The organism is Streptomyces sp. NPDC006208 (assembly GCF_040613775.1).
Lineage (GTDB): Bacteria > Actinomycetota > Actinomycetes > Streptomycetales > Streptomycetaceae > Streptomyces.
In genome coordinates, this window is sequence record NZ_JBEXSW010000031.1 from 88,234 (window position 1) to 112,571 (window position 24,338).

General features: G+C 69.1%; 29 protein-coding genes and 1 pseudogene. 14 read left to right on the plus strand and 16 right to left on the minus strand.

Annotated features, from left to right (window positions below):
* Positions 1-150: 150 nt before the first annotated feature.
* From ABZ208_RS24575 to ABZ208_RS24625, 11 genes are all read right to left on the minus strand, one after another.
* Positions 151-432, minus strand: coding sequence for a gas vesicle protein K (locus tag ABZ208_RS24575; RefSeq protein WP_356911622.1), 282 nt, complete (start codon positions 430-432; stop codon positions 151-153).
* Positions 429-632, minus strand: coding sequence for a gas vesicle protein (locus ABZ208_RS24580; RefSeq protein WP_356911623.1), 204 nt, complete (start codon positions 630-632; stop codon positions 429-431). The genes ABZ208_RS24575 and ABZ208_RS24580 overlap by 4 nt, the downstream gene beginning before the upstream one ends.
* A complete protein-coding gene (locus ABZ208_RS24585; RefSeq protein ID WP_356911624.1) occupies positions 629-1,402 on the minus strand; it encodes a GvpL/GvpF family gas vesicle protein in 774 nt (257 codons plus the stop codon). The genes ABZ208_RS24580 and ABZ208_RS24585 overlap by 4 nt, the downstream gene beginning before the upstream one ends.
* On the minus strand, positions 1,399-1,713 hold the full coding sequence (locus ABZ208_RS24590; RefSeq protein WP_328393137.1) for a gas vesicle protein: 315 nt from the start codon (positions 1,711-1,713) through the stop codon (positions 1,399-1,401). Before ABZ208_RS24590 ends, ABZ208_RS24585 begins: the two co-directional genes overlap by 4 nt.
* Positions 1,710-2,807 carry an SRPBCC family protein gene (locus tag ABZ208_RS24595; protein WP_356911625.1) on the minus strand — a complete coding sequence of 366 codons (1,098 nt, stop codon included), beginning with the start codon at positions 2,805-2,807 and terminating at the stop codon, positions 1,710-1,712. The genes ABZ208_RS24590 and ABZ208_RS24595 overlap by 4 nt, the downstream gene beginning before the upstream one ends.
* Positions 2,800-3,450 (minus strand): DNA primase, encoded by a 651-nt coding sequence (locus ABZ208_RS24600; RefSeq protein ID WP_356911626.1) that lies wholly within the window; start codon positions 3,448-3,450, stop codon positions 2,800-2,802. The genes ABZ208_RS24595 and ABZ208_RS24600 overlap by 8 nt, the downstream gene beginning before the upstream one ends.
* On the minus strand, positions 3,447-3,683 hold the full coding sequence (locus ABZ208_RS24605; protein WP_328393144.1) for a gas vesicle protein GvpG: 237 nt from the start codon (positions 3,681-3,683) through the stop codon (positions 3,447-3,449). The genes ABZ208_RS24600 and ABZ208_RS24605 overlap by 4 nt, the downstream gene beginning before the upstream one ends.
* A 4-nt stretch (positions 3,684-3,687) precedes the next feature.
* Positions 3,688-4,404, minus strand: coding sequence for a GvpL/GvpF family gas vesicle protein (locus ABZ208_RS24610; RefSeq protein ID WP_356911627.1), 717 nt, complete (start codon positions 4,402-4,404; stop codon positions 3,688-3,690).
* On the minus strand, positions 4,401-4,823 hold the full coding sequence (locus ABZ208_RS24615) for a gas vesicle structural protein GvpA (protein WP_356911629.1): 423 nt from the start codon (positions 4,821-4,823) through the stop codon (positions 4,401-4,403). The genes ABZ208_RS24610 and ABZ208_RS24615 overlap by 4 nt, the downstream gene beginning before the upstream one ends.
* A 110-nt stretch (positions 4,824-4,933) precedes the next feature.
* On the minus strand, positions 4,934-5,236 hold the full coding sequence (locus ABZ208_RS24620) for a gas vesicle protein (protein ID WP_328393150.1): 303 nt from the start codon (positions 5,234-5,236) through the stop codon (positions 4,934-4,936).
* A gap of 57 nt (positions 5,237-5,293) precedes the next feature.
* Complete coding sequence (locus ABZ208_RS24625; protein ID WP_356911630.1) at positions 5,294-5,638, minus strand: phage holin family protein; 345 nt, start codon at positions 5,636-5,638, stop codon at positions 5,294-5,296.
* On the opposite strand from ABZ208_RS24625, the gene ABZ208_RS24630 reads away from it, so the two are divergent.
* Complete coding sequence (locus ABZ208_RS24630) at positions 5,637-5,906, plus strand: hypothetical protein (RefSeq protein WP_356911631.1); 270 nt, start codon at positions 5,637-5,639, stop codon at positions 5,904-5,906. The genes ABZ208_RS24625 and ABZ208_RS24630 overlap by 2 nt on opposite strands.
* A gap of 375 nt (positions 5,907-6,281) precedes the next feature.
* On the opposite strand, the gene ABZ208_RS24635 is transcribed toward ABZ208_RS24630, so the two are convergent.
* Positions 6,282-6,539, minus strand: a complete 258-nt coding sequence (locus tag ABZ208_RS24635; RefSeq protein WP_356911632.1) for a hypothetical protein — start codon at positions 6,537-6,539, stop codon at positions 6,282-6,284.
* Between the two features lie 334 nt (positions 6,540-6,873).
* Between ABZ208_RS24635 and ABZ208_RS24640 the strand changes: the two genes are divergently transcribed.
* From ABZ208_RS24640 to ABZ208_RS24665, 6 genes are all read left to right on the plus strand, one after another.
* A complete protein-coding gene (locus ABZ208_RS24640; RefSeq protein ID WP_356911633.1) occupies positions 6,874-9,282 on the plus strand; it encodes a SpoIIE family protein phosphatase in 2,409 nt (802 codons plus the stop codon).
* A gap of 193 nt (positions 9,283-9,475) precedes the next feature.
* The gene (locus tag ABZ208_RS24645; RefSeq protein WP_356911634.1) at positions 9,476-10,168 is read left to right on the plus strand and encodes an NAD(P)-binding domain-containing protein; all 693 of its coding nucleotides are present in this window, start codon (positions 9,476-9,478) and stop codon (positions 10,166-10,168) included.
* A 385-nt stretch (positions 10,169-10,553) separates the two neighbouring features.
* Positions 10,554-12,194, plus strand: a complete 1,641-nt coding sequence (gene pgm / locus ABZ208_RS24650; protein ID WP_356911635.1) for a phosphoglucomutase (alpha-D-glucose-1,6-bisphosphate-dependent) — start codon at positions 10,554-10,556, stop codon at positions 12,192-12,194.
* 457 nt (positions 12,195-12,651) lie between these two features.
* A complete protein-coding gene (locus ABZ208_RS24655; protein ID WP_356911636.1) occupies positions 12,652-13,167 on the plus strand; it encodes a CBS domain-containing protein in 516 nt (171 codons plus the stop codon).
* A 436-nt stretch (positions 13,168-13,603) separates the two neighbouring features.
* Entirely contained in the window at positions 13,604-15,082 is a 1,479-nt protein-coding gene (locus ABZ208_RS24660; protein WP_356911637.1) for a UDP-N-acetylmuramoyl-L-alanyl-D-glutamate--2,6-diaminopimelate ligase, read from the plus strand.
* A gap of 632 nt (positions 15,083-15,714) precedes the next feature.
* Positions 15,715-15,924: a hypothetical protein gene (locus ABZ208_RS24665; protein WP_356911638.1), complete on the plus strand. Its 210-nt coding sequence runs from the start codon at positions 15,715-15,717 to the stop codon at positions 15,922-15,924.
* Positions 15,925-16,145: 221 nt separating this feature from the next.
* On the opposite strand, the pseudogene ABZ208_RS24670 reads toward ABZ208_RS24665, so the two are convergent.
* Positions 16,146-16,307: pseudogene (locus ABZ208_RS24670) on the minus strand (pirin family protein); the annotation flags it as partial.
* A gap of 345 nt (positions 16,308-16,652) precedes the next feature.
* Between ABZ208_RS24670 and ABZ208_RS24675 the strand changes: the two are divergent.
* The 6 genes from ABZ208_RS24675 to ABZ208_RS24700 are packed head-to-tail and all read left to right on the plus strand — an operon-like array spanning position 16,653 to position 21,607.
* On the plus strand, positions 16,653-17,270 hold the full coding sequence (locus ABZ208_RS24675) for a Crp/Fnr family transcriptional regulator (RefSeq protein WP_356911650.1): 618 nt from the start codon (positions 16,653-16,655) through the stop codon (positions 17,268-17,270).
* A gap of 51 nt (positions 17,271-17,321) precedes the next feature.
* Positions 17,322-18,593: a GTPase gene (locus ABZ208_RS24680; protein WP_356911639.1), complete on the plus strand. Its 1,272-nt coding sequence runs from the start codon at positions 17,322-17,324 to the stop codon at positions 18,591-18,593.
* 5 nt (positions 18,594-18,598) lie between these two features.
* Positions 18,599-19,450, plus strand: a complete 852-nt coding sequence (locus ABZ208_RS24685) for a GTPase (RefSeq protein WP_356911640.1) — start codon at positions 18,599-18,601, stop codon at positions 19,448-19,450.
* The gene (locus ABZ208_RS24690; RefSeq protein ID WP_356911641.1) at positions 19,447-19,650 is read left to right on the plus strand and encodes a hypothetical protein; all 204 of its coding nucleotides are present in this window, start codon (positions 19,447-19,449) and stop codon (positions 19,648-19,650) included. Before ABZ208_RS24685 ends, ABZ208_RS24690 begins: the two co-directional genes overlap by 4 nt.
* Before the next feature lie 23 nt (positions 19,651-19,673).
* A complete protein-coding gene (locus ABZ208_RS24695) occupies positions 19,674-19,871 on the plus strand; it encodes a hypothetical protein (protein ID WP_356911642.1) in 198 nt (65 codons plus the stop codon).
* A gap of 8 nt (positions 19,872-19,879) precedes the next feature.
* A complete protein-coding gene (locus ABZ208_RS24700; RefSeq protein ID WP_356911643.1) occupies positions 19,880-21,607 on the plus strand; it encodes a hypothetical protein in 1,728 nt (575 codons plus the stop codon).
* A 467-nt stretch (positions 21,608-22,074) separates the two neighbouring features.
* Here ABZ208_RS24700 and ABZ208_RS24705 read toward each other — a convergent pair whose 3' ends face one another.
* Together ABZ208_RS24705 and ABZ208_RS24710 are read right to left on the minus strand one after the other, a co-directional pair.
* Positions 22,075-22,500 (minus strand): hypothetical protein, encoded by a 426-nt coding sequence (locus ABZ208_RS24705; protein ID WP_356911644.1) that lies wholly within the window; start codon positions 22,498-22,500, stop codon positions 22,075-22,077.
* 47 nt (positions 22,501-22,547) lie between these two features.
* A complete protein-coding gene (locus tag ABZ208_RS24710; protein WP_356911645.1) occupies positions 22,548-22,760 on the minus strand; it encodes a hypothetical protein in 213 nt (70 codons plus the stop codon).
* A gap of 463 nt (positions 22,761-23,223) precedes the next feature.
* Here ABZ208_RS24710 and ABZ208_RS24715 point away from each other — a divergent pair, with 463 nt between their 5' ends.
* Complete coding sequence (locus ABZ208_RS24715) at positions 23,224-23,787, plus strand: hypothetical protein (RefSeq protein ID WP_356911646.1); 564 nt, start codon at positions 23,224-23,226, stop codon at positions 23,785-23,787.
* A gap of 134 nt (positions 23,788-23,921) precedes the next feature.
* On the opposite strand, the gene ABZ208_RS24720 is transcribed toward ABZ208_RS24715, so the two are convergent.
* Positions 23,922-24,164, minus strand: a complete 243-nt coding sequence (locus ABZ208_RS24720) for a hypothetical protein (protein WP_356911647.1) — start codon at positions 24,162-24,164, stop codon at positions 23,922-23,924.
* Positions 24,165-24,338: the final 174 nt, after the last annotated feature.

Below are 24,338 nucleotides of genomic sequence, written 5' to 3' on the forward strand. Positions count from 1 at the left end.
GTCGCCACGGGGTGAGCGGACGTCCGCACCACTGACAACCCGACGGTCCGGCAGCTGTGGACGCAGATGTCGACGGCCCGCCACCGGCTGGGCCGCACCCTCGCCGGGCGGCCGCACCGACCGGACCACATGCCGCCGGGCGCGGTCGCGTCATTCGCCGCGCGGCAGCAGGGAGCCCAGCGGGCCGAGGTCGATGTTGAGGTCCTCGGGCCGCAGACCGAACGTGTCCAGAAGGGTTCCCATCCGGTCCTCGAGCAGCATGAGCGTGAGACCGATGCGCTCCTCCTGGTCAGGAGTGAGGTCACCAGTCTCCACCCGGCGCAGGGCCTGCCGTTCCATGAGCTGGCGGAGCAGTTCCACGACGGTCAGCACCAGCTGGGCCAGGTCACGCTCCACGGTGTCGGCATCGAGGTCCACGTGCCGCCTGCTCATGTGTCTTCCCCGAAGGGAGAGGCCACGACCGGTCCGACTGAGCAGATCAGCGCCTTCAGGTCGACCCGGACGAGATCGACGTCCGCGATACTCAGCGTCAGATCCCCCGTGATCACGACTCCGCCCGCCAGCAACCGGTCGAGCAGGTCGACGAGCGCCAGCCGGCGTTGCGCGAGCGGCGGCGTGACCTGCTGTGTCATACCTCGTCCACCTCCCTGACGAACGAGTACGGTGCCCAAGGGCCGGTCAGCTCCAACCGGACCCCTCGGCCCGCCGGTGCCAGCCGCCCGACCTCCGCGACGAAGGCCTCACTCCGCTCGCGTGGTACGAGATACGCGGCATTGAGTACGTTGCCCCGTGGAACACCCGGCAGCCTGGCGTCCTGGGGATGGTGGACCAGACCGGCCTCGGCGAGGCGCGTCAGCTTCGCATGAAGCGTGTGCGACAGCGTGACGGCCTCGGACCACCGGCTCTGACCGGCTTCCCGCCGGCGCAGCCGCTGACGCAGGTAGTCCCGGCCATTGGCCGGAGCGTCGCCAGACGCCCGGTCGTCGCGCGGAGCCTCCGCCGCGCCGTCGTCCGCGTACACCTTCACCCCCCACTCGACCCGCCCGTCCAGACGGTCCAAGGACCTGACGAACTGCTCCCGGCCCGAGTCGAGGAGGCGCCGTACGCCGTCGTCGTCATGGCAGACCGTCGCGAGACGCAGCGGCAGCGGGGTCGTGACCTGTGCGAGTGCGCCGATCACAGCCTCGTGCCCCCGTGCTGTGGCGGTGAGCCAGTCCAGATCCTCCAGATGGGTGCGCAGGGCTTCGCCGTGGAAGTCCTCGGCCGGTACAGCGCTCACCACGGCAGTCAGACCGTCGTGGATGAGCAGCCGCGGCCGCGCACCGCCGACGCCTCGCGCATCCTGGGGCAGAGCCGTGCCGAAGGGCAGGGTCACGGCGTAGACGTAGCACAGGTCGGTCATGCGGAATCCGCCTCCAGAGCGGCGATGCGCTGTCGCAACCGTTCGTTCTCCTCGGACAGTTCACGTCTGCGCGCCCCGGAGGACAGCGCCGGGTCCTCCTGCCACCAGTCGATGCCCATCTCCTTCGCCCTGTCCACCGAGGCGACGACGAGGCGGAGTTTGATGGTCAGCAGTTCGATGTCGAGGAGATTGATGCGGATGTCCCCGGCGATGACGATGCCCTTGTCGAGCACGCGCTCCAGGATGTCGGCCAGGTTGGCCCCGGAGGCGCCGGAGAGGTAGGGGTCCGGCAGTCGGCTCGGGGACGTCATCGGCTGTCCCGGGCCGGGGAGCCGGCATAGGCGGTCTCGTACGCCTCGTCATCCTCGTCCTCGGGCGCGTACGCCGACTCGTCGTCGGGGAGGTCCTCGTCCGGTTCATCCTGGTCGTGCTCGTCCTCCGTGGTGAAGCCCTCGTCGTCAGACGGCTCTTCGCCTTCCGTCTCGCCGTGCACCTCGTCGTCCGCGGTGTCGTACCCGTACTCGTCGTCCTCGTACCCGTCCTCCGCGGCCTCCTCCTCCGCCACGGCTTCCTCATGGGTACGGACCACCTCACCGTCCGCGATCTCGCCGCGCCAGCCGTTCTCGGCCTCACCGCGCATCGAGATGTGGCGTGCGAAGTTCTTGAGATCGAGGCGCACCCGGCGGCCCTGGGCGCGCCAGATGTTCCCGGTCTTCTCGAACAGCCCCTTGGGGTAGTACTCGATGACGAGCAGAACGCGTGTGAGTGTGTCGCCCAGGGCGTGGAAGGTGACGACGCCCTTGGTCGTGCCCTTGGCGCCCTCCGACGTCCAGGCCATGCGGGTGTCGGGGATCTGTTCGGTGGTGCGGGCCTTCCAACTGCGGTTGGACCAGAAGACCTTGAGGTCCCAGTCCGATGTGGTGTCGTCCGCCGCTGCCGCGCTCGTGACTCCCTTGGCGAAGGCGGGGAAGTCCTGGTAACGGGTCCACTGGTCGTAGGCCTCACGCACAGGCACTCCGACGTCCACGGATTCGAGGATGACGGTGGGTTTCCTCCCACCCCCGCCCTTTCTGCCCTTCTTCCCCGATGAGGCGATGCTCTTGACGGTGTCGACGACATTCTCCCTCAGCCGAGCGGCGCCGAGTTCCACGGCAGTGCGCACGGGTCCCTTGCCGTCGGCGAGTTTGCGGCCGCCGTCGAGGGCCAGGCGGGCGAAGCCGGGGCTGCGACCCTCCGCGATGTCGTTGAGCTTGACGGTGCTCTCGCCCAGCTTGCGGCCCAGTGCCGCGAGGAGGCGTTCGGTCTGTGCGAGGGCGTAGCCCTGGAGTTCGGACTTGAGTCGGTCGACCGCCGCCGGGTCCAGGGAGCCCGGCAGGGTGTTGCCGGTGTTCTTCCTGTCAGTCATGGGACCGGCCTCCCCTCGACGCGGCCGTCTTCCGGGCCGCAGCGCTCCCCTGGGCCTTCCCCCTCGCCGTCACCCTGGCAGGCACGGCCTTCTTGGCATCGGCAGACTTCCGGGCGGCCGGCTCCTTGGCGGCGCCCCGCGTGCGGGCGGGCTTCCGGGCCGCAGCCTTCTTCCTGACGGGCTGCTTCTTGCCGGCTGCCGGTGACTCCTCCGCGTCAGCATCGTCGGGCACGGGCTCGGCATCCTCGGCGTCGTGTGCGTCCACACGCTCGTCCGCGTCTTCCGTCCCGTCTGCCCGTATGGGCCCCGTCGCCTCGTCGAGGGCCACGGAGAGCTGGTCCTGGACGCCGAGGGTGCGCTCGTGCAGCCGGTCCGCCAGCCCGCTGATCTGCCGGTTCACGACGGCACCGGTGGCGGCCTTGCCCACTCCTCGAAGATCTGTGCGCAGTTGGTCGCCGATCTCCTTGAACTGCGGGTTGTCGCGCAGCCGCGCGGTGAGTGCCTCGGCGAGCGCACGCGGATGGAGCTGAAGTCGTTTACCCATCACCATCGTGCCGACGGCGAAGGCCAGTTTCGCCTTCTTCGTCCGCCCGAGCACATAGCCCGCGCCTACCGCGAGCCCCAAGGTCAGCCTGTTGTTCATGGTGTCGGATTCCCACTCTCGAGTCGGTCGAGGAGCTCGTCCTCCAGGCGGTCGAATTCGGCCTCGTCGATCTCCCCGGCCTCCAGCCGCCTCTCCAGAAGGGCGAGTTCACGCATGACGGTCGAAGGGTCGTAGTACTGCCGCTCGGCCTCGGCGGCGACCTGACGCAGCACCCAGAGGGTGCCGCGCACCGGTGCCGCGGGAAGCAGGACGATCTCGCCCAGCAGGCCCATGGCGTCACTCCACGAAGCTGTACGGGGGCAACGGACCGTTGAGCTGCACGGACAGTTGCGGACTCGCCTCGGCCAGAGAGTTCACCGCGGCGACGAACGCGTCGGCGTCGTCATGCGCCACCAGGCAGGAGACATTGACCAGCCAGCCGGAGGACTGGGGTCCCTCGCTGATCGCCTCGGCCGAGCGCCCGAGCTCCTGGCGCAGGTCCTCGGCGTCGATCGTCTCGCGCTGCTGCACGGCGGCCACGATCCGCTCACCGAGGCGGAGCTTCTCTTCGTGACTCCCACCGCCTGCCAGGCGGTTGGCCTCGCTCATCGCTCGCAGTTCGGGGTTCTCACCGAGAATCCGGTGCAGGACGAGCTCTTCCTCGTGCACGGCCTTCACGTTGAACTCGACCTTGCCGTCGAGCGCGGTGAGCCGTTCCTGGAAATGGCCGGCCCGCTCCGCGAGCACTGCTTTGACGGCGTGGTCGTCGGGTGAGACACCGCCGAAGCGCATCGGCAGCACCGCACCGGCGGCCGACGCCTCGGCGAGCACCCGCTGGTGCGCGAGCAGATCACGCCGCTTGGGACGAAGGTTCTCCGGGGCGTCACTGACGATGGCCAGCAGCTCACCCTCGGTCACTGCACGTACGGGCAGCGGCGGGTCGCCGACGCCCACGAGTTCGGCGGCGGGGCCCGGGTGGGAGCGGCGGGTGATGCCGTAGACGTACGTACTCACTCCTGCTCCTCCTTCTTACGGGCCGGCGCTGTACGCCGGGTACGCGGCCGGGACTCGGACTGGCCTTCGTCCCGGGCCTGCTGAAAGGCGTCCGAGATCGTCTGTGCGGCACCGGAGAGGGCGCCCTTGGACTTTCCGCGGGCACCGGACTCGGTGATCTCGCCGACGATCTCGGGAAGACCCGGGCTCCTGTTCGGGCCGGCCTCCAGATCGAGGCGGTTGCAAGCCTCGGCGAACCGCAAATAGGTGTCGACGCTGGCCACGACGACCCGTATGTCGATCTTCAGGATCTCGATACCGACGAGCGAGACACGTACAAAGGCGTCGATGACGAGACCGCGGTCGAGTACGAGCTCGAGCACGTCGTAGAGTCCGCTGGAACCGCCGCCGCGGCTCTGCTGTGCCGGAACAACCGTCATGATGTCCGGTCCTCCTGTCTGGTGATTGTGGTCCTTTGGCCGGCGCGGGGGTACGGCTCATGCCCGGTGATCGGCGGACCACGGCCCTCAGGGGACGGCCGCGTGGACCGTCATGAGGGGTCCGCCTTCCCGCGCTCGTAGCGCCGGACGCGCCGGTAGGTGGTCAGTTCGGCGTCGGGGCCGAGGACGACCTCGTACGTCGCGAGCAGGCTGGTCGTGTCGGGGACCCGGGCCAGTTCGAGGACTTCGACCTCGAGGACCCAGCCGTCCTCGGTGCGGGCGAAGGACGACACCGACTCCGGCTGCATTCCCGTGAGTTCGGCGAGCTGGCTCCGGGCCAGCCGCAGGACCTCGACGGCAGTGGGCGGGCCGTCCGCCCCGGAACCCTTTGAGGTTCTCCGTTGGTTCGTCATGCCTGACTCGTTCTCCATCGGGTTGCCCGTCCTGGGCGTAGGAAACGTGATGCCTCGTCAGTTCCGGGTGTCGGTCTCAGGAGCATGCGGAGGGAGCGGCGGCACCTCGGGCGGATATACGGCTGCAGAGGGTGAACTCTCCTGACGCGCCGCGGATTTGAGCCAGACCGCCACGACCGCGAGGACGACTCCCACGATCAGGGTGGCGGCCCACCCGGGCAGAAATGCAGCAAGGGCCAGCACCAGAAAGGCGGTCAGAGCCGCCCCCGCGTAGAGGCCGGCCGCACCGGAACCCGTGTACAGAAGTGCCGTACGCCGCTGCTTGGTTGTCCGCTCGCGCAGCTCGTCCCTGATGGCTTCCCGGACGACCTGGGCAACATGGTCCGACAGGTTGGTGTCCATGACCGTCGCCTACCCTTGGCCCTCCCTGGTACGCGTGCCGCTGCCGGGACAGGTTGCCGTGGGCGCGCTGCGGCCTGACGCGGCGGCAGCCGTGCCGGGTCGGCACGCGGCAGATCGGCTCGACGACGCCGAAGCGGTCCCGACGCTCGGCAATCAACGCTACGAGCGTGTGCGTGGCCGGTCGAGCTCCGCCGCGAGCCACCTCACCCGGGACGGTTCAGCGGCGCCGGCCGGTCACTTCGGCCTGCGCTCCGGCGGGTGGGGCTGAAGCCCGGTCATCAGGATGTCCAGGCCCTGCCGCGTGGGCCGGCGCCACCCTGTCGTCCGCACACAGCACCCGGCCGAACGACGGGCGCCGGTCGAGACCCGGCCGGTCGGGCCGGCGCCCCGGCGAGGGTGTCCATCGACGGCGCGGACGGCCGAATGCCTGCGGCGCCGACTACAAGAACACGCCGGTCTGACCCGTATCCGCAGCGTCTCCGCACTCGCCGTCGTCGACGTGGCAGTCGTTCTCCCGGAATGCTTCGTGGATCGAGTGGCCCTCCAGTTCCGGATGCGCCGCGTCGGGGTAGGGGCGCGCAGCGTGCGCGAGACGGTGGCCGCGAATTCGTCGTCGTACAGCCCGGGACCCGCGGTTTGATCTTCAGGCCGCCATGACGATGCCGAGTCCCTCGCCGTCCTCCCTGGTGAGGACGGCGAAGGACTCGCTCCGCCGGATACGGGCCTGGTCGAGGACGCCGATGTCGGTGGCGTCCCCAGCAGCGGCACGCCTGCCGGAGAGCGTCGTCTTCAGCCTGATCGGCCTCGCCCTGCCGATCCTGATCCGCGACCTGCCCGAGGGGTACGGCCTGTGACCGCTCCACGCGCTCGCCGTCGTCACCACGCTCGTCGCCGCTCGCATGTGCGGCTCTTTCTGCTCTCGGCCGTCGTCCAGCGCAAGGACGGAGCGCCGAGGGCGTCCTGGCGGGTGCCGGCGGTTCTGACCTGGGCCGGCTGCGGCGCGGGCTCCGAACCCGGCTGGAGCACGGTCACGCCGGTCAGGGCGCGGCACCGCCCAGGGCAGCTGGTTCGGTGACAGCACCTGGCCCTCCCGTACGGCTCCGTTGACGCAGCCCTTGTCATGCCGGACGGCTGTCCGTCCCTCGTCGGCGGCAGCGCGCGCTCGGTCCGATTGGTTGCGCAGGGTCAGCATCGGACGGATTCTGGACCTGATGAGGCAGGTCGGTGAGGGCGTGATGAGTTACGCAAGGAAGGCGACCGGGAACGTCGACTTCCGTGGCCCGCTGCACGTCACGAAGGCCGCCACGTTCGTACTCGACCGCCAGGACATCGTCATCGGCTGCAGTCCCGTCGCGCAGGAGCTTCTGGGCTACCGGCCGACCGAGATCATCGGACGGCCTGTCGGCACATTCCTGGCGTCCACGGCGGCATCGGCATCGGCATCGGCATCGGCTGATCAGACCGCCGGGCAGCCGGTCCCGCCCTTCCCGGAGCGCAACGTGCATGTCGCCGTTCACCGGGACGGTCACCGTCTGCAACTCGTCACCGCGGTCTGTCACCTGTCCGGCACCGGCCCGGCGCGGCGGCTCCTCGTGGCCGCCGACCGGGAGCGGCTCAGAACATGGGAATCCCGGCTGGCCATGCTGCACAGTCTGGCCACGCAGTCACCTGTGGGTCTCGCCATCTACGACACCGATCTCCGTCTCGTCTGGTGCAACGCCGTCTCCGAGGAGGAGCTCGGGCTGCCGCTTTCGGAAGTCCGGGGCGAGTTGGCCGACGACCTGTACCCCGGGGGCAGATTCGTGACGGCGGGCTATCCGGAGACGATCGATACGGTCCTGCACCAGGTGATCGAGACCGGAGAGCCCTTCCTCGACCTGCACTTCCGCGGGGAGCAACCCAGCGATCCCGGGAGCGAACACACTTGGTCCTGTTCCTACTACCGGCTTCAGGACACGGGGAGCCATGTACTCGGCGTGTGCGAGGACGCATTCGACATCTGCGACCGCTACAAGGCGCAGCGGGAGCTGAGCCTGTTGGCCGAGGCCAGCCGTCACGTCGGAACCACGCTGGATGTGATCGTCACGACCGACGAGCTGGCAGAGGTGGCTGTGCCGGAGTTCGCCGACCTTGTCGAGGTCGACCTCGCTCCGGCTGTGCTGACCGGCGAGGTGCCGAGCGTCGCAGGTCCGGTTGGTACCCGACTGATGCGCACCTCGTCCCGCTCGGCGGCCCCCGGCGGCACAGCAGACGACGTGGGGCCGCAGAGCCGTCCATTGCGTCCGGTGGAGTATCCGAACGGCTCGCCCCAGCACCGTAGTCTCGCCTCGGGCGGGCTCGTGCTCGAGGACGGCACACTCGTCGTGCCGCTGCGTGCCGGGGGCAGCGCCCTGGGCCTCGTCACCTTCGTTCGCGGCAATGGGTCGGGCTTCTTCGACAGCGGTGCGGTCGCGGTGGCGGACGAGCTGGTCACCCGGGCTGCGGTGTCCGTCGACAACGCTCGTCGCTTCACCCGCGAACGCGCTGCGGCCCTGGCTCTCCAGCGGCAGCTCCTGCCCCAGCAGCTGCCGTCGAACTCGGCGGTCGAACTGGCTCATCGCTACCTGCCCGCGGACAGTCTGAGCGGCGTCGGCGGGGACTGGTTCGATGTCATCCCGCTGTCAGGAACCCGTGTCGGGCTCATGGTCGGGGACGTGGTGGGCCGTGGGCTCCAGGCGGCAGCCACCATGGGACGCCTGCGGACGACGGCGCGCGCGCTCGCACGCCTGGACATACCCCCTGACGAACTCCTCATGAGGCTCGACGATCTCGTGGGGCAGCCGGAGGACGACGCGGACGCCCCCGGCGCATTCGCCGGGAACCACAATGTTGCAACCGGGGCCACCTGCCTCTACGCGATCTACGACCCCGTGTCGCGACACTGCACCATGGCCCGCGCAGGCCACCTGCCGCCGGCGATCGTGGAACCTGATGGACGCGTCCGATTCCCGGAGCTGCCGGCCGGCCCGCCCCTGGGGCTCGGCGGGCTGCCCTTCGAGTCCCTTGAGGTCGACCTGCCGGTGGGGAGTCTGTTGGCCCTCTTCACCGACGGTCTGGTCGAGGTGCACGACCAGGACATCGACGAGAGGCTGGATGCCCTGGGGAGAGTCCTCAGCGAGGGCTCGAGTTCCCTGGAAGATCTCTGTGATCGTGTCACCTCCGAACTGCTTCCGGGCGGCACGACCCTCGATGACTCGGCTCTCCTGCTGGTCCGCACCCGCGAGCTCGACAGCCGCAGGGTCGCCACCTGGAACCTGCCCACGGAACCGGTCTCTGCCGGCCGGGCCCGGGATCTTGTCGCCGGACAGCTGAGCAACTGGGGGTTGGAAGAGCTTGTGTTCTCCACCGAGCTGATCGCCAGCGAGCTGATCACCAATGCGGTCAAGCATGCTGTGGGTCCAGTGCACCTGCGGCTCATCCACGACCGCACGCTCGTATGCGAAGTTGCGGACGCCGGACACACCGCCCCCCACCTGCGCCACAGCGGAGACGACGACGAAGGCGGGCGCGGACTGTTCATCGTTGCCCAGCTCGTCCTTCGATGGGGGACTCGTTACAGCCACTGGGGCAAGTCCATCTGGACGGAACAGGCACTGCACGCTTGACGTACGCCCCGTCTCGGACTGGGCCGTAAGGTGAACTCTCGGTATTTCCCAAGGACTTCGGCCCCGAAGGCGTCGGGACCACCGTGCGCTGCGCGGTGCGGGACACCGAGCAGGGCTACGCCGAACGCGGCTGAAAGCACCCCCGGTCGCAGGGACGGGGAATACGGCCGCCGTGTGGCCCGCTGTGATCACCATGAGCACTCTTGGACTGATCGGCAGTGGCCACATCGGCAGCACCCTCGCGAGGCTCGGCGTGGCCGCCGGGCTCGATGTGGTCCTCAGCAACTCACGCGGACCTGAGACTCTCGCCGACCTGGTTGCGGAGCTGGGCCCGCACGCGCGGGCCGCGACACCCGCCGAGGCGGCGGTCGCCGGCGACTGGGTCGTGGTCACCGTCCCGCTGAAGAACTACCGCCAGGTGCCGGTGGCGCCGCTGGCCGGGAAGATCGTTCTCGACACCGACAACTACTACCCCGAGCGCGACGGACAGATCACCGAACTGGACGCGGAAGAGACCACCACCAGCGAACTCCTCCAGCGGCATCTGCCGGACGCCAAGGTCGTCAAGGCGTTCAACAACATCTTCTTCGCGCATCTCGCCGCGTTGGCCCGGCCCTCAGGCGCGGTGGACCGTTCGGCGTTGCCGATCGCCGGCGATGACCCCGAGGCGAAGGCCGGCGCCACCCGGCTGCTCGATCTCCTCGGCTATGACGCAGTGGACGCGGGGCCCCTCGCCGACAGCTGGCGCTTCCAGCGCGACACGCCGGCCTATGTCGTTCCGTACGCGAAGAACCCGCAGGGTCGCGGCATCTCCATGGACGACCCGGGAGCGAGCGCGGACGCCGCGACGCTGCGCGCGGCCCTGGCCGCGGCCCGACGCGGCTGAGGAGCGACCGAACTCGGCCGAGCTTGCGAGCGAACGCGGACTGACGCGGCAAGCGGCCCAGGACCGGTGGTACTCCCGGCCTGAAGGCACCGTTGCTGCACACCAGTTGCTCGGGATCGTCGGGGGCCACCGGCTCGGTCATCGGCGCCACGACCTTCGGATGACGTCATACTCGAAACCACCCGTGACGAACGTGGACGCCGGCAGCGAACGGGCCAACTTCTCGGAACGGCCACGCGATGCGGGTGCCCGGGCCGACGCTGAGCACGGCCGCCCGGAGCATCCCTCGGCACGTCCGTGCGGAGGGGCGGCCGGACGAAACGCGACTCACAAGCGATCATGACTCGTGCACTGATCGCACCGACCGATGCGAAGGAGTGGACGGATGCCGAACGAGCGCGCGGGACAGCCGACGCGGCCGGAGGACCTCATCGATGTGGCTCGGCTGGTGACCGCGTACTACGCCTTGCACCCCGATCCTGCCGAACCCTCCCAGCGAGTCGCCTTCGGCACGTCGGGACACCGGGGATCCGCCCTCGCCACCGCCTTCAACGAGGACCACATCGCCGCGACCAGCCAGGCGATCTGCGAGTACCGGGCCCAGCAGGGAACCGACGGGCCGCTGTTCCTCGGCGCCGACACCCATGCGCTGTCCGAACCCGCCCGGGTGACCGCTCTGGAGGTCTTCGCGGCCAACGGCGTCACCGTGCTCATCGATGCCGCCGACGGCTACACCCCCACCCCGGCGGTGTCGCACGCCATCCTCGCCCACAACCGCGGGCGTGCCTCCGGCCGGGCCGACGGCGTGGTGGTCACGCCCTCGCACAATCCACCGGCCGACGGCGGCTTCAAGTACAACCCCCCGAACGGCGGGCCCGCCGGTTCCGAGGCGACCGGCTGGATCCAGGAGCGCGCCAACGAGATCATCACGGGCGGTATGAAGGATGTCCGCCGCCTGCCCAGCACCAAGGCGCTCGCCGCGCCGACCACCGAGCGGTACGACTTCCTCGGCGCCTATGTGCGAGACCTGCCGTCCGTGCTCGACCTGGACGCGGTGCGCGCCGCGGGTGTGCGCATCGGTGCAGATCCGCTCGGGGGCGCGTCCGTGGCGTACTGGGGCCGCATCGCCGAGGAGCACCGCCTCGATCTGACCGTGGTCAACCCGTACACCGATCCCACCTGGCGGTTCATGACGCTGGACTGGGACGGCAGGATCCGGATGGACTGCTCGTCCCCGTACGCGATGGCGTCGCTGATCGAGCGCCGCGACCGCTTCCAGATCGCCACCGGCAACGACGCCGACGCCGACCGGCACGGCATCGTCACCCCCGACGGCGGCCTGATGAATCCCAATCACTATCTCGCCACCGCCATCGCCTACCTCTACAGCCACCGCGACCAGTGGCCGGCCGGTGCCGGTGTCGGCAAGACACTGGTGTCCTCCAGCATGATCGACCGGGTGGCGGCCGACCTCGGGCGCGAGCTGATCGAGGTGCCGGTGGGCTTCAAGTGGTTCGTGGACGGCCTGATCGACGGCTCGCTCGGCTTCGGCGGTGAGGAGTCCGCCGGGGCCTCCTTCCTGCGCAGGGACGGCTCGGTGTGGACCACCGACAAGGACGGCATCGTCCTGGCCCTGCTCGCGTCCGAGATCCTCGCGGTGACGGGGCAGACGCCGAGCGAACGCTACGCGTCGCTCACCGCCCGGTTCGGCGAACCGGCCTACGCCCGTGTCGACGCCCCTGCGACCCGCGAGGAGAAGGCCGTACTGAGCCGTCTCTCTCCCGACCAGGTGACGGCCGACACCCTTGCCGGGGAACCGATCACCTCTGTGCTCACCCAGGCGCCGGGCAACGGGGCGGCCATCGGCGGCATCAAGGTGACCACCGCCAACGCCTGGTTCGCCGCACGCCCTTCGGGTACCGAAGACGTCTACAAGGTGTACGCCGAGTCCTTCCTCGGACCCGACCACCTGACGCGCGTACAGGAGGAGGCCCGGTCCGTCGTGGCGGCGGCATTGAGCAGCTGACCGTCCTGCCCTCCGGTGACACGGCATCTGACGATGCGTCCGTCCCCAGCTGTCCGGTTGGGCTTCCGGCCCTGCCGCCGAGGCCGGGCCGGCGGGCCTCGGTTGGCTTCCGTCGCAGGCACGCGCCGCTGCCTGGCACCGGACGGGGGCCAAGCTGCTCCTCCTCCCCGGTACCAAGCCGCTTCAGCGCCATTCACGGGGTGCCGGTCCCCCGTACGGAGCAGCGTCAATTCCGCTCCGGACCGTATGGTCGACGGGTTCGGCCGGTCATCCTCGGCCGGGCCGTTTCGGGGCCGTCTGCGGGCCGGATCAGCCGTGACGCCCACGGTGTCGGCCTGCGGCCGGTGTACGGTGGGGCCACCGAGAACCCTTCGTGCATCGGCTCCGAGGCTGATGTCGTTTTCGGCGAGCAACAACAGTGGGCGCGTGCAGACGAGCCCAGGGGCGGGTCAACGACATGAGTATGACCATCGACGTGCTTCACTCGCCGGCGGACGGATGGGGTTCGGCCACGGTGGCCGACGCAATGGGACCGGCCGACCCGCAGATCGCTGTCGACACCATGGTCGACGCAGCTTTGGACATCCTCAATGTCGCCGACGCCGACTTCCTCGTCCTGCACGGACATGACGGTCTCTGTGTCGGCCTCGTCACGCGAGCGCAGTTCGGCCCCTACCGAGCACGGTCCTGGTACACCGAACGCACCGCCGTCAGCGCCATCGTCCACGAACGCGGCCCCTTCACCCGTCCCGGAGTGTCCCTCTCCTCGGCGCTCGACGACATGCGGACGCGCGAACTCCGCGCCTGTCCGGTCGTCGACGACAGCGGCTACGCCCTCGGCGTTCTGACCGTCGCCGCACACGCCCACTCCTCGTCTCCGCAGCCCTCACGATCGTCTGACGCCGTGCGCCGCGTCCCGGCCCCCGGCGGTCGCGTTCCGGCGGCCCCGGCTCTGTACGTTCCCTCCGCGTAGCCCTGCCGCGGGTGGAATTCGAGCCGCTTTCCCGGCCGTACACTCGCGGCACGGGTTGCACATACGTGACGAGGGAGTGCCTGCGGCAGGCACTCCGCACGCTGTGCCCGGCTGCCACGGATGCGGCAGCCGTCGTCCCTTCGCGTGCAGCTGACGTCGAGGCGCCGGAGACCGGCCGCACGGCGCTGCACGGCCACGGCTAGCGATTCTCAGCGGCCTCTCCCCGGCCCCCGTTCTCCCGGCCTCCCCGGTCACCGTCCGGGTCCCTCTACCGGCCTGGGCTCAGCCCCGGCGGTCCCGACCCGGCCGCGCCCCGCCCGGGGCACCGCCCCGCCCCGTGGCCCACTTTCCGCAGTCACCGGCACACCGTAGGCGCTGGGCGCCGCTGCCGCCCGGCCACGGCCGCGCGACGGTCAAGCCACCTGGAAGGGATCATATGAAGCTGAGCAAGCTCCTGGCCGGACACAACCACGAGGTTCTTCAGGGCAGTCCGGAGACGAGAATCACCGCGGGAGTGTGCTTCGACGCCCACCGGGTGTCGCCGGGTTCTCTGTTCATCGCGGTGCCCGGCCACCGCGGGGGCGGCCCCGAGTCCGTCGGGCCGGCTCTCGCACGCGGCGCGGCGGCCGTGCTCCTCGAGGGAGGAGCGCCTGATCTTCCGGCGTCGGTGTGGGCCGCGGACGTGTGCGCCGTGCGCGTACCGGACGCACGGACCGCAGCCGCGGTCGTTGCCTCTCGCTACCACGGCGAGCCGGGGCGGCAGATGGACATGGTGGCGATCACCGGCACCAATGGAAAGACGTCGGTGTCGTACATGGTGGAGTCCGTACTGCGGATCGCAGAGGGCGCCGAGGTGGGGGTCATCGGGACGGCCGGCAGCCGGATCGGGGACGAAATGATCCCGATGCCGAGGTCGGCACTGACCACGCCGGAGTCGCCGGACCTCCAGTACCTGCTGGGGTGCATGCGCGACCGCGGGGCGAAGAGCGTCGTGCTGGAGGCCACGTCGATGGGCCTGCTGACACACCGGGTCGACCGTTCCTTCATCGACGTCGGCGTCTTCACCAACCTGACTCAGGACCATCTGGACGACCACGGAACGATGGAGAACTACCGGGACGCCAAGTTGCGCCTGTTCCAGGGTCTGTGCCGACGCGCGGTGGTCAACGCCGACGACCCCGTGAGCGCCGGAATCCAGGCGGTGATGCCCGGCGCGGTGACCACGTACGCCCTGGACGCCGAGGCGGACTATCGGGCGACAGAACTCGTCGTGGACGCCTCCGGCACGCGTTTCACGCTGCATCACGACGGCCGCAAGTACCCGGCGGCGATTCCCGTCCCGGGCCGGTTCTCCGTGGCCAACGCACTGGCCACTGTGGCGGCCTGCCATGTTCTGGGGCACGACCTGGCGAGGCTGGTCGCCGCGCTCGACCGGTTGCCTCCGATCCCCGGCCGGTTCGAACGCTTCGAGACCCCGCGCGGCACGTCCGTGATCGTGGACTACGCCCACTCCCCGGACTCCCTGGAGAAGGTCCTGGCCACCATCCGGGGTTTCGCCACCGGCCGGGTCATCACCGTCTTCGGCTGCGGCGGGGACCGGGACACCACCAAGCGCGCGGAGATGGGGGAAATCGCCGGGAGCCACTCCGACCTGTGCGTCCTCACCTCGGACAACCCCCGCACCGAGGACCCCGAGTCGATCCTGGACCAGATCACCCCTGGTCTTACGGCGACCGGCACACCATTCGAACGGTTCGCCGACCGCCGTCGGGCGATCGGCTTCGCCCTGTCCACCGCGGGACCGGACGACATCGTCCTGGTGGCAGGGAAGGGCAGCGAGCCGTACCAGATCGTCGGTGAGGAACTGCTCCCTTTCAGCGATATGGCGGTGGTGCGCGAACTCGCCGGGGCGTAGCGCCGAACGGACAGGGAAGCGTCGCCGGCCGCCTCGTACGCCGGGCGGGCCGGGGCCCCGGACCGTTTCGCGTCCAGGCGGTCGGACGGTCTCGTCATGGCCTCGCCGGGACGGCCCACGCGGTCCGCCTCTGGGCCGGTGCACACGCCCTCTCTGCGCTGGTGGCCCGCAGCATGTGGTGAGTCGCCCTGGGCGGCGGTGGCACGGCAGCCGCCGGCTCGGACTGCCCCTGGCCCACCGTACTCCCCGCGCACAGACAGAGCGTTCGCTCGCCTCCTGGAGGCGGACTGTTCCGCTTTGAGCGCGGACGAGAGTACGGTGGCGATACGCCGGGGCGATACCCCGCGCACCTCGGCCGTCATCGTTTGTGGCGGACGCCTCCAGGAACGGCGCGGTCGGGCGCATCGGCCCCGGGAGAGGGTAGGACTCGCCGGTCACCACGTAGCGCGCAACGACGCCGCCGATTCGTCGACCCGACCACCCGCCCGCGACAGCCCAAGAAGACGCCTGGCACCCGCGCCAAGAATCGCTCCGGTCCCGCTGTCACGCCATGAGCAAGAGGGAACGCTTCTATGTATTCGCCTGACGCGATCTCAAACCGCCGTCACAGCCGTACAGAACCGTCCGAGGAGATGATTGCCGGACTGGTCTGCGTCGTCTGCCGCACCGACTACCGGGCCGCACCGGACACGGACGCGGCGGTGGTCTCGCACCACAGCGAGAAACAACTCCTCGCCTGCGCGGGGGTGTGCGCGCGCATGGCGAGCGGGTCCGTCACCGGTCTCGCCGAGACACCTCTCCCGCTGGCCGAACGCATGCACAGGTACGAGGCCGAGCACTGATGCGGTGACCATGACACGCCGTCGGCGAACTGCTCTCCTGGGCCGTTGCCCCCCACTGACGCCGATGCCCATGGGTGCATACGCAACTCGGCACCCTGGTACGGGAGTGCCCCACGTCCGAGTGGATCACTTCGACGCGCGGGCATCCCCTCCGTATGGCAGGCGATGGGGCACGGAACCTGCACCTCTCGACGATCGCTCCCCATGCCCATGACCCCAGATCAACACACGCGCCCCCGCGGCTTGAGCGGCGTGGCGGGCAGTTCGGGTGCCGCCGGCGGTCCGCCGTCGTAGCCCTCGGCCTCACCGGATCGGGAGCTGCTCATCCAATCCGAACGGGCCGACGCGATCTCCTCGTTCATCCGCCCCACGAACTTCCACCACCTCTCACGCCATTCCGGCGTTTCCGCAGGTCAGACGCTTCTGCTTCCTCCGGGGTCAGCAAAGGGCGACGATCGCGACCGGCGCGTCGGCTCAGAAGAGGCAACCGCCGGGCCTCGAGCACGGGCGAAGTCGACCTCGAACCTTCCCGGCACGGATAGGCAACTTAGTCCGCTATACCCCTTGCGATCCGCTCACGGAGCACATTATGCGAAAAGTCACGAAGCACCGCTCACGGGTGGTATTCGTAATGCGCTCTGTTTTGAGGGGGAGGGGGCTGGGCGTTGAAGGATTTCCCGGCGGGCAGTGTCCTGGCTGATCTCGACTGCGATGCGCGGGAGCAGCTGGTGTGGTTGGGGAGCCGGCGTCAGTACGGGGCCGGCAGTGTGTTGATGCGTCAAGGGGAGCCGCCGGACGTCGTGTACGTACTGCTGGACGGCCATGTCAAGGTGACCGCGATCACCGAGGAGGGGGAGCTGGCGTTTCTTGCCGTGCGCTCGCGTGGCGACCTGGTGGGGGAGATCGGAGTCCTGGACGGCAGTGCCAGGACGGCGACGGTCACCGCGGCCGGGGCCATCATTGCCCAGCGCGTGAGCGGTCCCGAATTCCGCGCCTATCTCGCCCAGTATCCACCGGCGTCCGCCGCGGTGACGCGCTACGTCACGCGGAAGTTCCGGTCGGCGATCCGCAGACGGCTGGAGTACGTCAGCGGCTCGGTACGCGCCCGGCTGGCACGGCTCCTGCTCGAACTCGCCGACCACTGGGGCGAGCAGACCCCCGAGGGGACGGTCATAGCCGTCGGCCTGAATCAGGCAGAGCTGGCTGCTCTGGTGGGTGCCGTGGAGCGGTCCGTCAACGAGGCACTCGCGGAGTTGCGGACGCAGGGCATGGTTGTGGTCGGCTACCGGCGCGTGGTCGTCAAGGACACGGGGAAGCTGAACCGGGTGGCACTCGGGTTGGGCTGAATCCCGAACTGGGACGGTGTCCGGCTCCTGGGGGACGGGCACCGTGGGCGGATGACACGCGAATCCGCGCAGCAGCCCGGATCAACAGGGGGTCTTGAGCGGAACGACGTCGCCCACGGTGTCCGCCGGCTGTGCGCCTCTGTGATTGCCCTGGCTCCCGGCTACGACGGCCGGCGCCAACCCGGTGACGTGCTCGCCACGGTGGACGCAGAGGGCCTGCCGCCGGCAGTGGGCCACGTGTGGTGGCAGCCCACCGCCGAGGGCGGCGTCGCCGGAGTATGGCCGCCGGGTATCGATGAACCCTCAGCGCTGGCCTGCTTCCTCCGCCGGCTCACCCAGCGCCTCGCCGCTCGCCACCACAGCAACCGGCTTCGTCTGTGCGTGGCGGTCACCGAAGGCATCACCCAGATGGGAAGAGCAGGGTTCACCGGTCCGGCACTGCTGGCCGCTCGCCGTGCCAGCTCCGGCCCGTGGCTGACCGGACAACTCTCGCGCCGCCAGGAGGCCGACATCGTCGTCGCGGTCACCTACGAACTGCACCGCGACCTCGCGGCCGTCAGGGCCGACAACGCCCAAGCCCTGGCAGGAGCTTCCTTCTCCGACGGCCCTCTGCTCTGGTGCGAACTGCTTGCCGAGAAGCTGCCGAATCCCGCAGTGGCTCGGAGTTCGCAGCCCGGCATACGCGTACAAACGACAGCACTGAAAGACGGGAGCTCGACCATGCGAGTCGCATTTCTCGGCAAGTGCGGAGCGGGCAAGACCTCACTCATCAACTCACTGTTCCATCTCGACCTCGACACCGGTCGTTTCGAGGCGACCACCCTGGACCTGCAGTACGTCAACGTCCACCTGACCACCGGCCACGGTGAAGCAGCGCCCATCGAGATCGTCGACACCCCGGGGTTCGCGGAGAGCCAGGACACCGAAGAGGCCTACCGCCGCCTCTACAGTGCTCTGCTGCCCACCGTCGATCACCTGGTCTGGGTCGTCGCCGCCCATCCACGGGCCTTCCGCCCCGACCAGGAGGCACTGAAAGCCCTGGCCCACACCATCAGCCCGCGCACCGGCGTCACCGTCGTGATCACCCGCGCCGACACCATCGGACCGGGCGGCTGGGACAGCACTTCACGCCGCCCCTCCGAGGGCCAGTGCGTCGCACTGCGCGAACAGGTCGGCAACGTCCTGGGCAAGCTCGCGCCCTACCTGCCCAGGCTCACCGAGGACGACATCGTCCCGTGTTCCACCACACAGCACTACGCGCTGGACAGCGTCACCGAGCACATCCGACTCGGCCTTCTGGCCGCCAAGGCTACGGAGCAGTGACTGCCATGAGCCACGACCACGACAACTCCTTCGTCAACGGCATGTTCCATCTGGGTCAGACCGGCAAGGCCCCGGCCGCATTGCGCCGGCTCCTCGGCGAGGACACCACCGACAAGCTCGTGGAGATCGTCACCAAGGAACGCGCCACCAACCCGCCGCGCGTCGCCGTCATCGGCAAGGCCGGCGTCGGCAAGACGACCACCATCAACAACGTCTTCTCCGCCGAGTTCCGCATCAGCCACGCCCTGCGCGGCACCTCGGAAGCACAGCTGAAGGAGTTCGCCCTCGCCGGCGGCGGCAGTCTGCACATCCTGGACATGCCCGGCCTCGGAGAAGGCATCGCCGAGGACGCGGTCTTCGAGCAGATATACCGCGAACACCTGCCCAACGCGGACGTCGTTCTGTACGTCCTGGAGGCCACCGAGCGCATCCTGGGCGAAGACCAGCGGATCTTCAATCAGGTCATCCTGCCTGCTCTGCGCGACGGCAAAGGCCGGCGCCTGGTGGTCGCGCTCAACAAGGTGGACCTGATCGGCCCCGGTGAGTGGGACACGAAGCTCAACCACCCCTCCGACGAGCAGGAGAAGTCCATCAAGGGCCGCTGCCTGGACATCGCCCGCAAACTGTCCCACCAGGTCCCCGGGCTGCAGGCCAAGAACATCGTCCACTTCTCCGCCGAGCGCCGCTACCGGCTGGACGACCTGATGATCACGCTGATCAAGGCAGCCGGCAAAGCCGCCTGGAAGCTGCCGGTGGAAACCGCCGACCCGTTCGAACTCGCCGCCCCCGAGGTACGCGACTACGTCGCACAAGTGCGCGCCGAGGAAACCGCTTCGGGCAAGAAAGCCAAGCGGTGACCCTCACCCAGCGCCAGCAGGACGACATCGTCCGCCTGCTGGAGCGGCAGTCGCAAAGCCGGCTCGCGGCCATCCTGCGCTCGGTGTCCTCCCTTCTGGAATGGCTCGCCGACGTGGTCGACGCGGCCAGCGAACTGTGGCGCCAGATCCGCTCCTACGGCCAGGACCTGTGGAACAGACTCCGCGGGCTCTTCACCTGAACACACGCACGGAAGGCACGAGCATGGCGCAGGTCACCGAAGCCGACATCAAGAAGATCAAGAAGCTGCTCGAGCAGCAGAACCGCAGCAAGATCGACAAGATACTCGCCAGCCTCGGCGCGTTCCTGAGCTGGCTGGAGGACAAGGCCTACAACATCTGGCTGTCCGTGAAGAACGCCGCCCAGCGCGTCTGGGACAAGCTCCTCGACATTTTCTGGTAGGTCCCACCATGCTGTCCGGCCAGCGGCGGCTCTGCATGGGCGTCGACATCGTTGCCTGGAGCCGCCGCTCCACCGCCACCCAGCGCGAAGAACTGCAACACCGCCTCCTGTCCCTGCTCATGACCGCAGCAGCCGAAGCGGACACCGACTTCGCCGACTGGCACCTGCAGCCCGCCGGCGACGGAGCACTCATCGTGCTGCCCGGCACCATCGACGAGGCCCGCACCATCGCCGCGCTCCTGCGCGTCCTCAGCCGCGATCTCGCCCGGCACAACGACACCGGAACGCCCGAATGCCGCCTGCGGGCCCGGCTCAGCCTCGGCCAGGGCATCCTGCGGGAGAACGCCCTCGGCTACTCCACCAACGTGGCCATCGAGGTCCCCCGCATGCTCGACAGCCCCGCCTTGCGGGCAGCCATCGACGCATTCCCGGCGGCGAACGTCGCCGTCATCGTCACCGACGACCTTTACAGGGATGTCATCTCCCACGCCCTGCACGACCTGCAGCCCGGCCAGTTCTGGCGCGTCGAAGTGAACGTCAAATCCTTCCACGCACGGGCCTGGGTCGCGGTCGACAACCGCACGCACGGCCCCACCGACCCCGAACGCCACCTGGGAGTGCCACCCAGCCCCCAGCCCGTCGCATCCCCCCAGCCCTTGTTCGTGCCGGCCTGGGCAGGCGCGACCGGCATCCCGAAAGACCGTCGGCCAAAACCCCACACGGTTCTGGCGATCCTCGATCAATGGCACCGCGCGGCCGCAGCACCACTCACCCCCGACGAGATCCGCATCGCCATCAGCGACACCCGCCCCGTCCTGGAAACCGCCGCACAGTTCCTCGCCGGCGGCCACCCCCAGGCCGCACTGACCACCCTGCAGCCCTGGCTCAAGCGAGCCCCCCACTGCGGACCCCTCGTCATCGCCACCGCCAGGACACTCCTGTACGGCGGCAACCCGGCCGACCACGCCACCCACACCCGAGAACTCCTCGACTGGGTCCTCGAGAACTGCGCCCTGCACATCCACGACACCACCGAAGCTCTCATGCTCCGCGCCGAAAGCGCCTACCTCTCAGCCGACTTCACCACGGCCGAGCAAGACCTGCGCCACACCCTCGGCTGCCTGCCCAGCCCCGGACACGAACCCGGCCCCCTTGCACTTCTGCGCCTCGGCGACTGCCTCGAGCAACTCGCACGCCCCGCCGAAGCACAGACCGTCTGGACCCAGCTGCACACGCTGCGCCCTTTGAACCCCGACGTCCTTCTGCGGCTCGGTCACCTCGCTCTCGCCGCACACGAGCCATACGTCGCAGAGACTCGTTTCGCCAAAGCCGCAGAAGCCTTACGCCGAGCGCCCGGCACCAGCATGACCGCCGACCGCGACGCACTGAGCCATGCCCTGTCCATGGGGCGCTACGACGCAGCCCTCGCCCGCGGCGACCGCGACACAGCGCGCAGACACCTTGCCGAAGCCGCAGACGTAGCCCCGCAGGACCCTTTCACCGCCGCAGCGCAAGCCGTCGAAGCCGACCGGCGCGGCGACCGGCCGCGGAGCAGAATACACACGGTCACGGCGGTGACCCGTGCCGTGGAGACACCACGCGGAGACATCGTCCTGGACAGACTCCGAGACCAAAACCTGATCACGCAGCAGACCTGGCAACAAGCGCGCGCTGCTCATCGGCAGTCGTTCACGAACCCGAATCATCAGCAGGCCGAGCCACGACACCCGGATTGAGCACCACAGCGTCGGGCAATCGCCGGTAACCGCCGCCGCACCGCGTCGCATTCCTGCCGGTGCGTGCACCGGAGCTCGATTCGGCGAGCACGAGGACTCGCCGAGCACACGTCCACTACTCTCGGCCGCACAGGGCAATGCCGGGACATCCGCCGCCGGCCGCCGTCCGGCAGCCGACGCAGTCACGATGCCCTTGACGAGCGGTGGGGTCCTTCACCTACCGATCCCACTGGTCAGCGGGACGAGGGCCGCTCGGCTTGTCCAACCGGCCAGATGAAGAACCCAGGTGACGATCACGGCCAGAGCGATGACCGCGGCCGACAGCGATCACTGGACCGGAGACAGCGGTGAGGCCAGGACCAGCGACGCTCCCCACACCGCTGCGAGCAGGGCTGGGCGGTCGTGGCCTCCGGTGGCGCGGCGACACCGGACCACCTGAGGCATCCGGGTGTCGCCGCACGGTCCGGCTAGAGCTTTGCGATGTCCTTGTGGATCACTTCGATCCCGCCGTCGTGGTAAGCGGCCAGGCGCACCTTGAGCTGATGGCCCTGGGGCGCCTTGATGATCCGGTTGAGCGTCTCCCCCATGCTGCCGCCGTAACACGGAGGCTCGGAGTTGAGGGCGGTCCATCCGTCCCCCACGTCCTTCGGGTCGTTCCACTCCACCCAGACGCAGTCGCGCTCGCCGGAGAAGGCCTGCAGCGAGATGATCTTGACCGAGTTCACCGCGCCGTCGACGCGTTCATAGGTCACAGTCGCGGAATTGTCGTGGAGGCCGTTGCCGGCCTCCAGCGTGACCGTGCTGACCAACGTGTCGGCAGCGGCCGGAGCCGCTCCTCCCGCTACCGTCGCGGCCACTACCGCGACGGTGACACTCAGGGCAGGTATACGCATGTTCCGTCTCCACGAAGCTAGTTGAGGCAAAATCCGGAATGGACGGCCTAGTCGCCGTACCAATGGCATGTCTGGCACTTCGAGACGGCCTGGACACTGCCGGAGTTCTCCTGACCGTGGTCGGCGGTGCCGTTCGGGAAGGCCGCCGGCAGAACGCAGCCGACGGCCAGGACCCCGTGTATCCAGAGCAGTCCCGCGCGCCGCTTCAGGTCGCTCGGCATCTTCTGGGGCAAGTTCTTGCCCGTACCCAATGTCGTCATGCCCTGTTCTACCGAGCGAGCCGGATGCGGCACATCCGTGAGGTCACGTAGCCGTGCACGTAGGTAGTGCCCCCCGCTGCGGCAACGGATTCGGACGTGGTGACCTGCCTCGGCTGTCGTCAGCAGTGCCGGCAACAGAGACCGAGGCCGCCGTCGGCACTCTCGGCCGGCGGTGAGGACGAGGTGCTTGGCGCGGCGGTCCGTGGGGTGCGGGTGGCTCGGGTCAGGCAAGGGTCGGACAAGACCGTCCCGGAACGGCAACCGCGGACTCTTCGCCCAGCCGTACCGGCCACGGGACCGCGCGACTACGTGTGCGAGTACGCAGTTTCCCGGATGCCGGGGAGGCTCGCCGCTGTGAAGATCACTCCACGAGCCGCGCGTCGGGACAGGCTGGATGCTGTTTCGGTCGACTGACGCGTCACCGGCGTCGAGCAATACGAGAGCGGTCCAGGGAAGGCAACGCATGAACCAGCGTCAGCAAGTGGAATTCCACGCCTCGTGCGGGCACCTGATCTCGGCTCCGGCCTACCGCGCCGAGCACGTCCGTTGCCCCCACTGCCACCAGGTGGTCCGGGCCCCGTCGGCCGATGTTCCATACGCCTCGCCCGTGCCCGCGCCCGATCCCGCACCGGCCGGTACGGCGGAGCCGACCGCTCTGACCGCCCTCTACGTGACCGCGCTGATGGCCGGTGTGCTGGGCGCCGCCCTCGTCTACCTGGTCCTGTTCAACGAGTTCTCCGAGTCCGAACTGGTCACGATCACCCCGCTGTGGCTCTTCCCGATCGTCTTCGGCCTGTACGGTTTCGTCTCGCAGCGGCTGCTGCGCCATATCGCCGCGGGGCGCGCGGGAACCCTTGGCCAGGCCGCGCACATGTCGATCGACGTGGCCGGCCTGTGGGCGGCCGTGGTGCTCTTCCCGTTCCTGGTGCTGAGGTGGCGCAGCTCCCTGCTCGTGTCGCTGGCGGCGGCGGTCTTCTGGGCCGTACTGCTGTGGCTCTTCTTCGCAGTGCTCTTCCCGACCCTCTGAGTGCCGCCACGGCATCACGCAACGCGACGGAGGGAACGTCACGGTGATCTCGGCGTGGCCTCCACACGTGACCACCGCGAACAGTAGGTCGTCGTCGTACGGGTGCTTGGGCACGGCTGGGCGCGGACCCGTTGTCAGCCGTTGACGTCGAACGCCAGCGCGGCCAGTAGTACCACCCAACTGAGCGCTCCCACTACGCAGATGTCGTAGATGCGGCGCCGCAGCCACCGCGGACGCCGTTCAGGGTCCGGCCACATCATCTGCTGAAGGGTCAGCAGCAGCCCCAGCCCGAAGCCGCACAGGCCGAGGAGCGCCACGGGACCTGGCACGAGCAGGCCGTTGCCGAACATCCACGCCTCGCCGCGGAGATGGCGCACCGCAACCGAGGTCGGCTGGTCACCCTTGCACCACCAGGGACGGTCCGGCGAGTTGCCGTAGCACCAGCTCCCCGGCCGTGGGGGGGGGGGGGGGGGGGCCCCCCCCCGCCCGGGGGGGGGGGGGGGGGCATTAACATCAGTAATATAACCCAACTATAATCACGACAAAATATT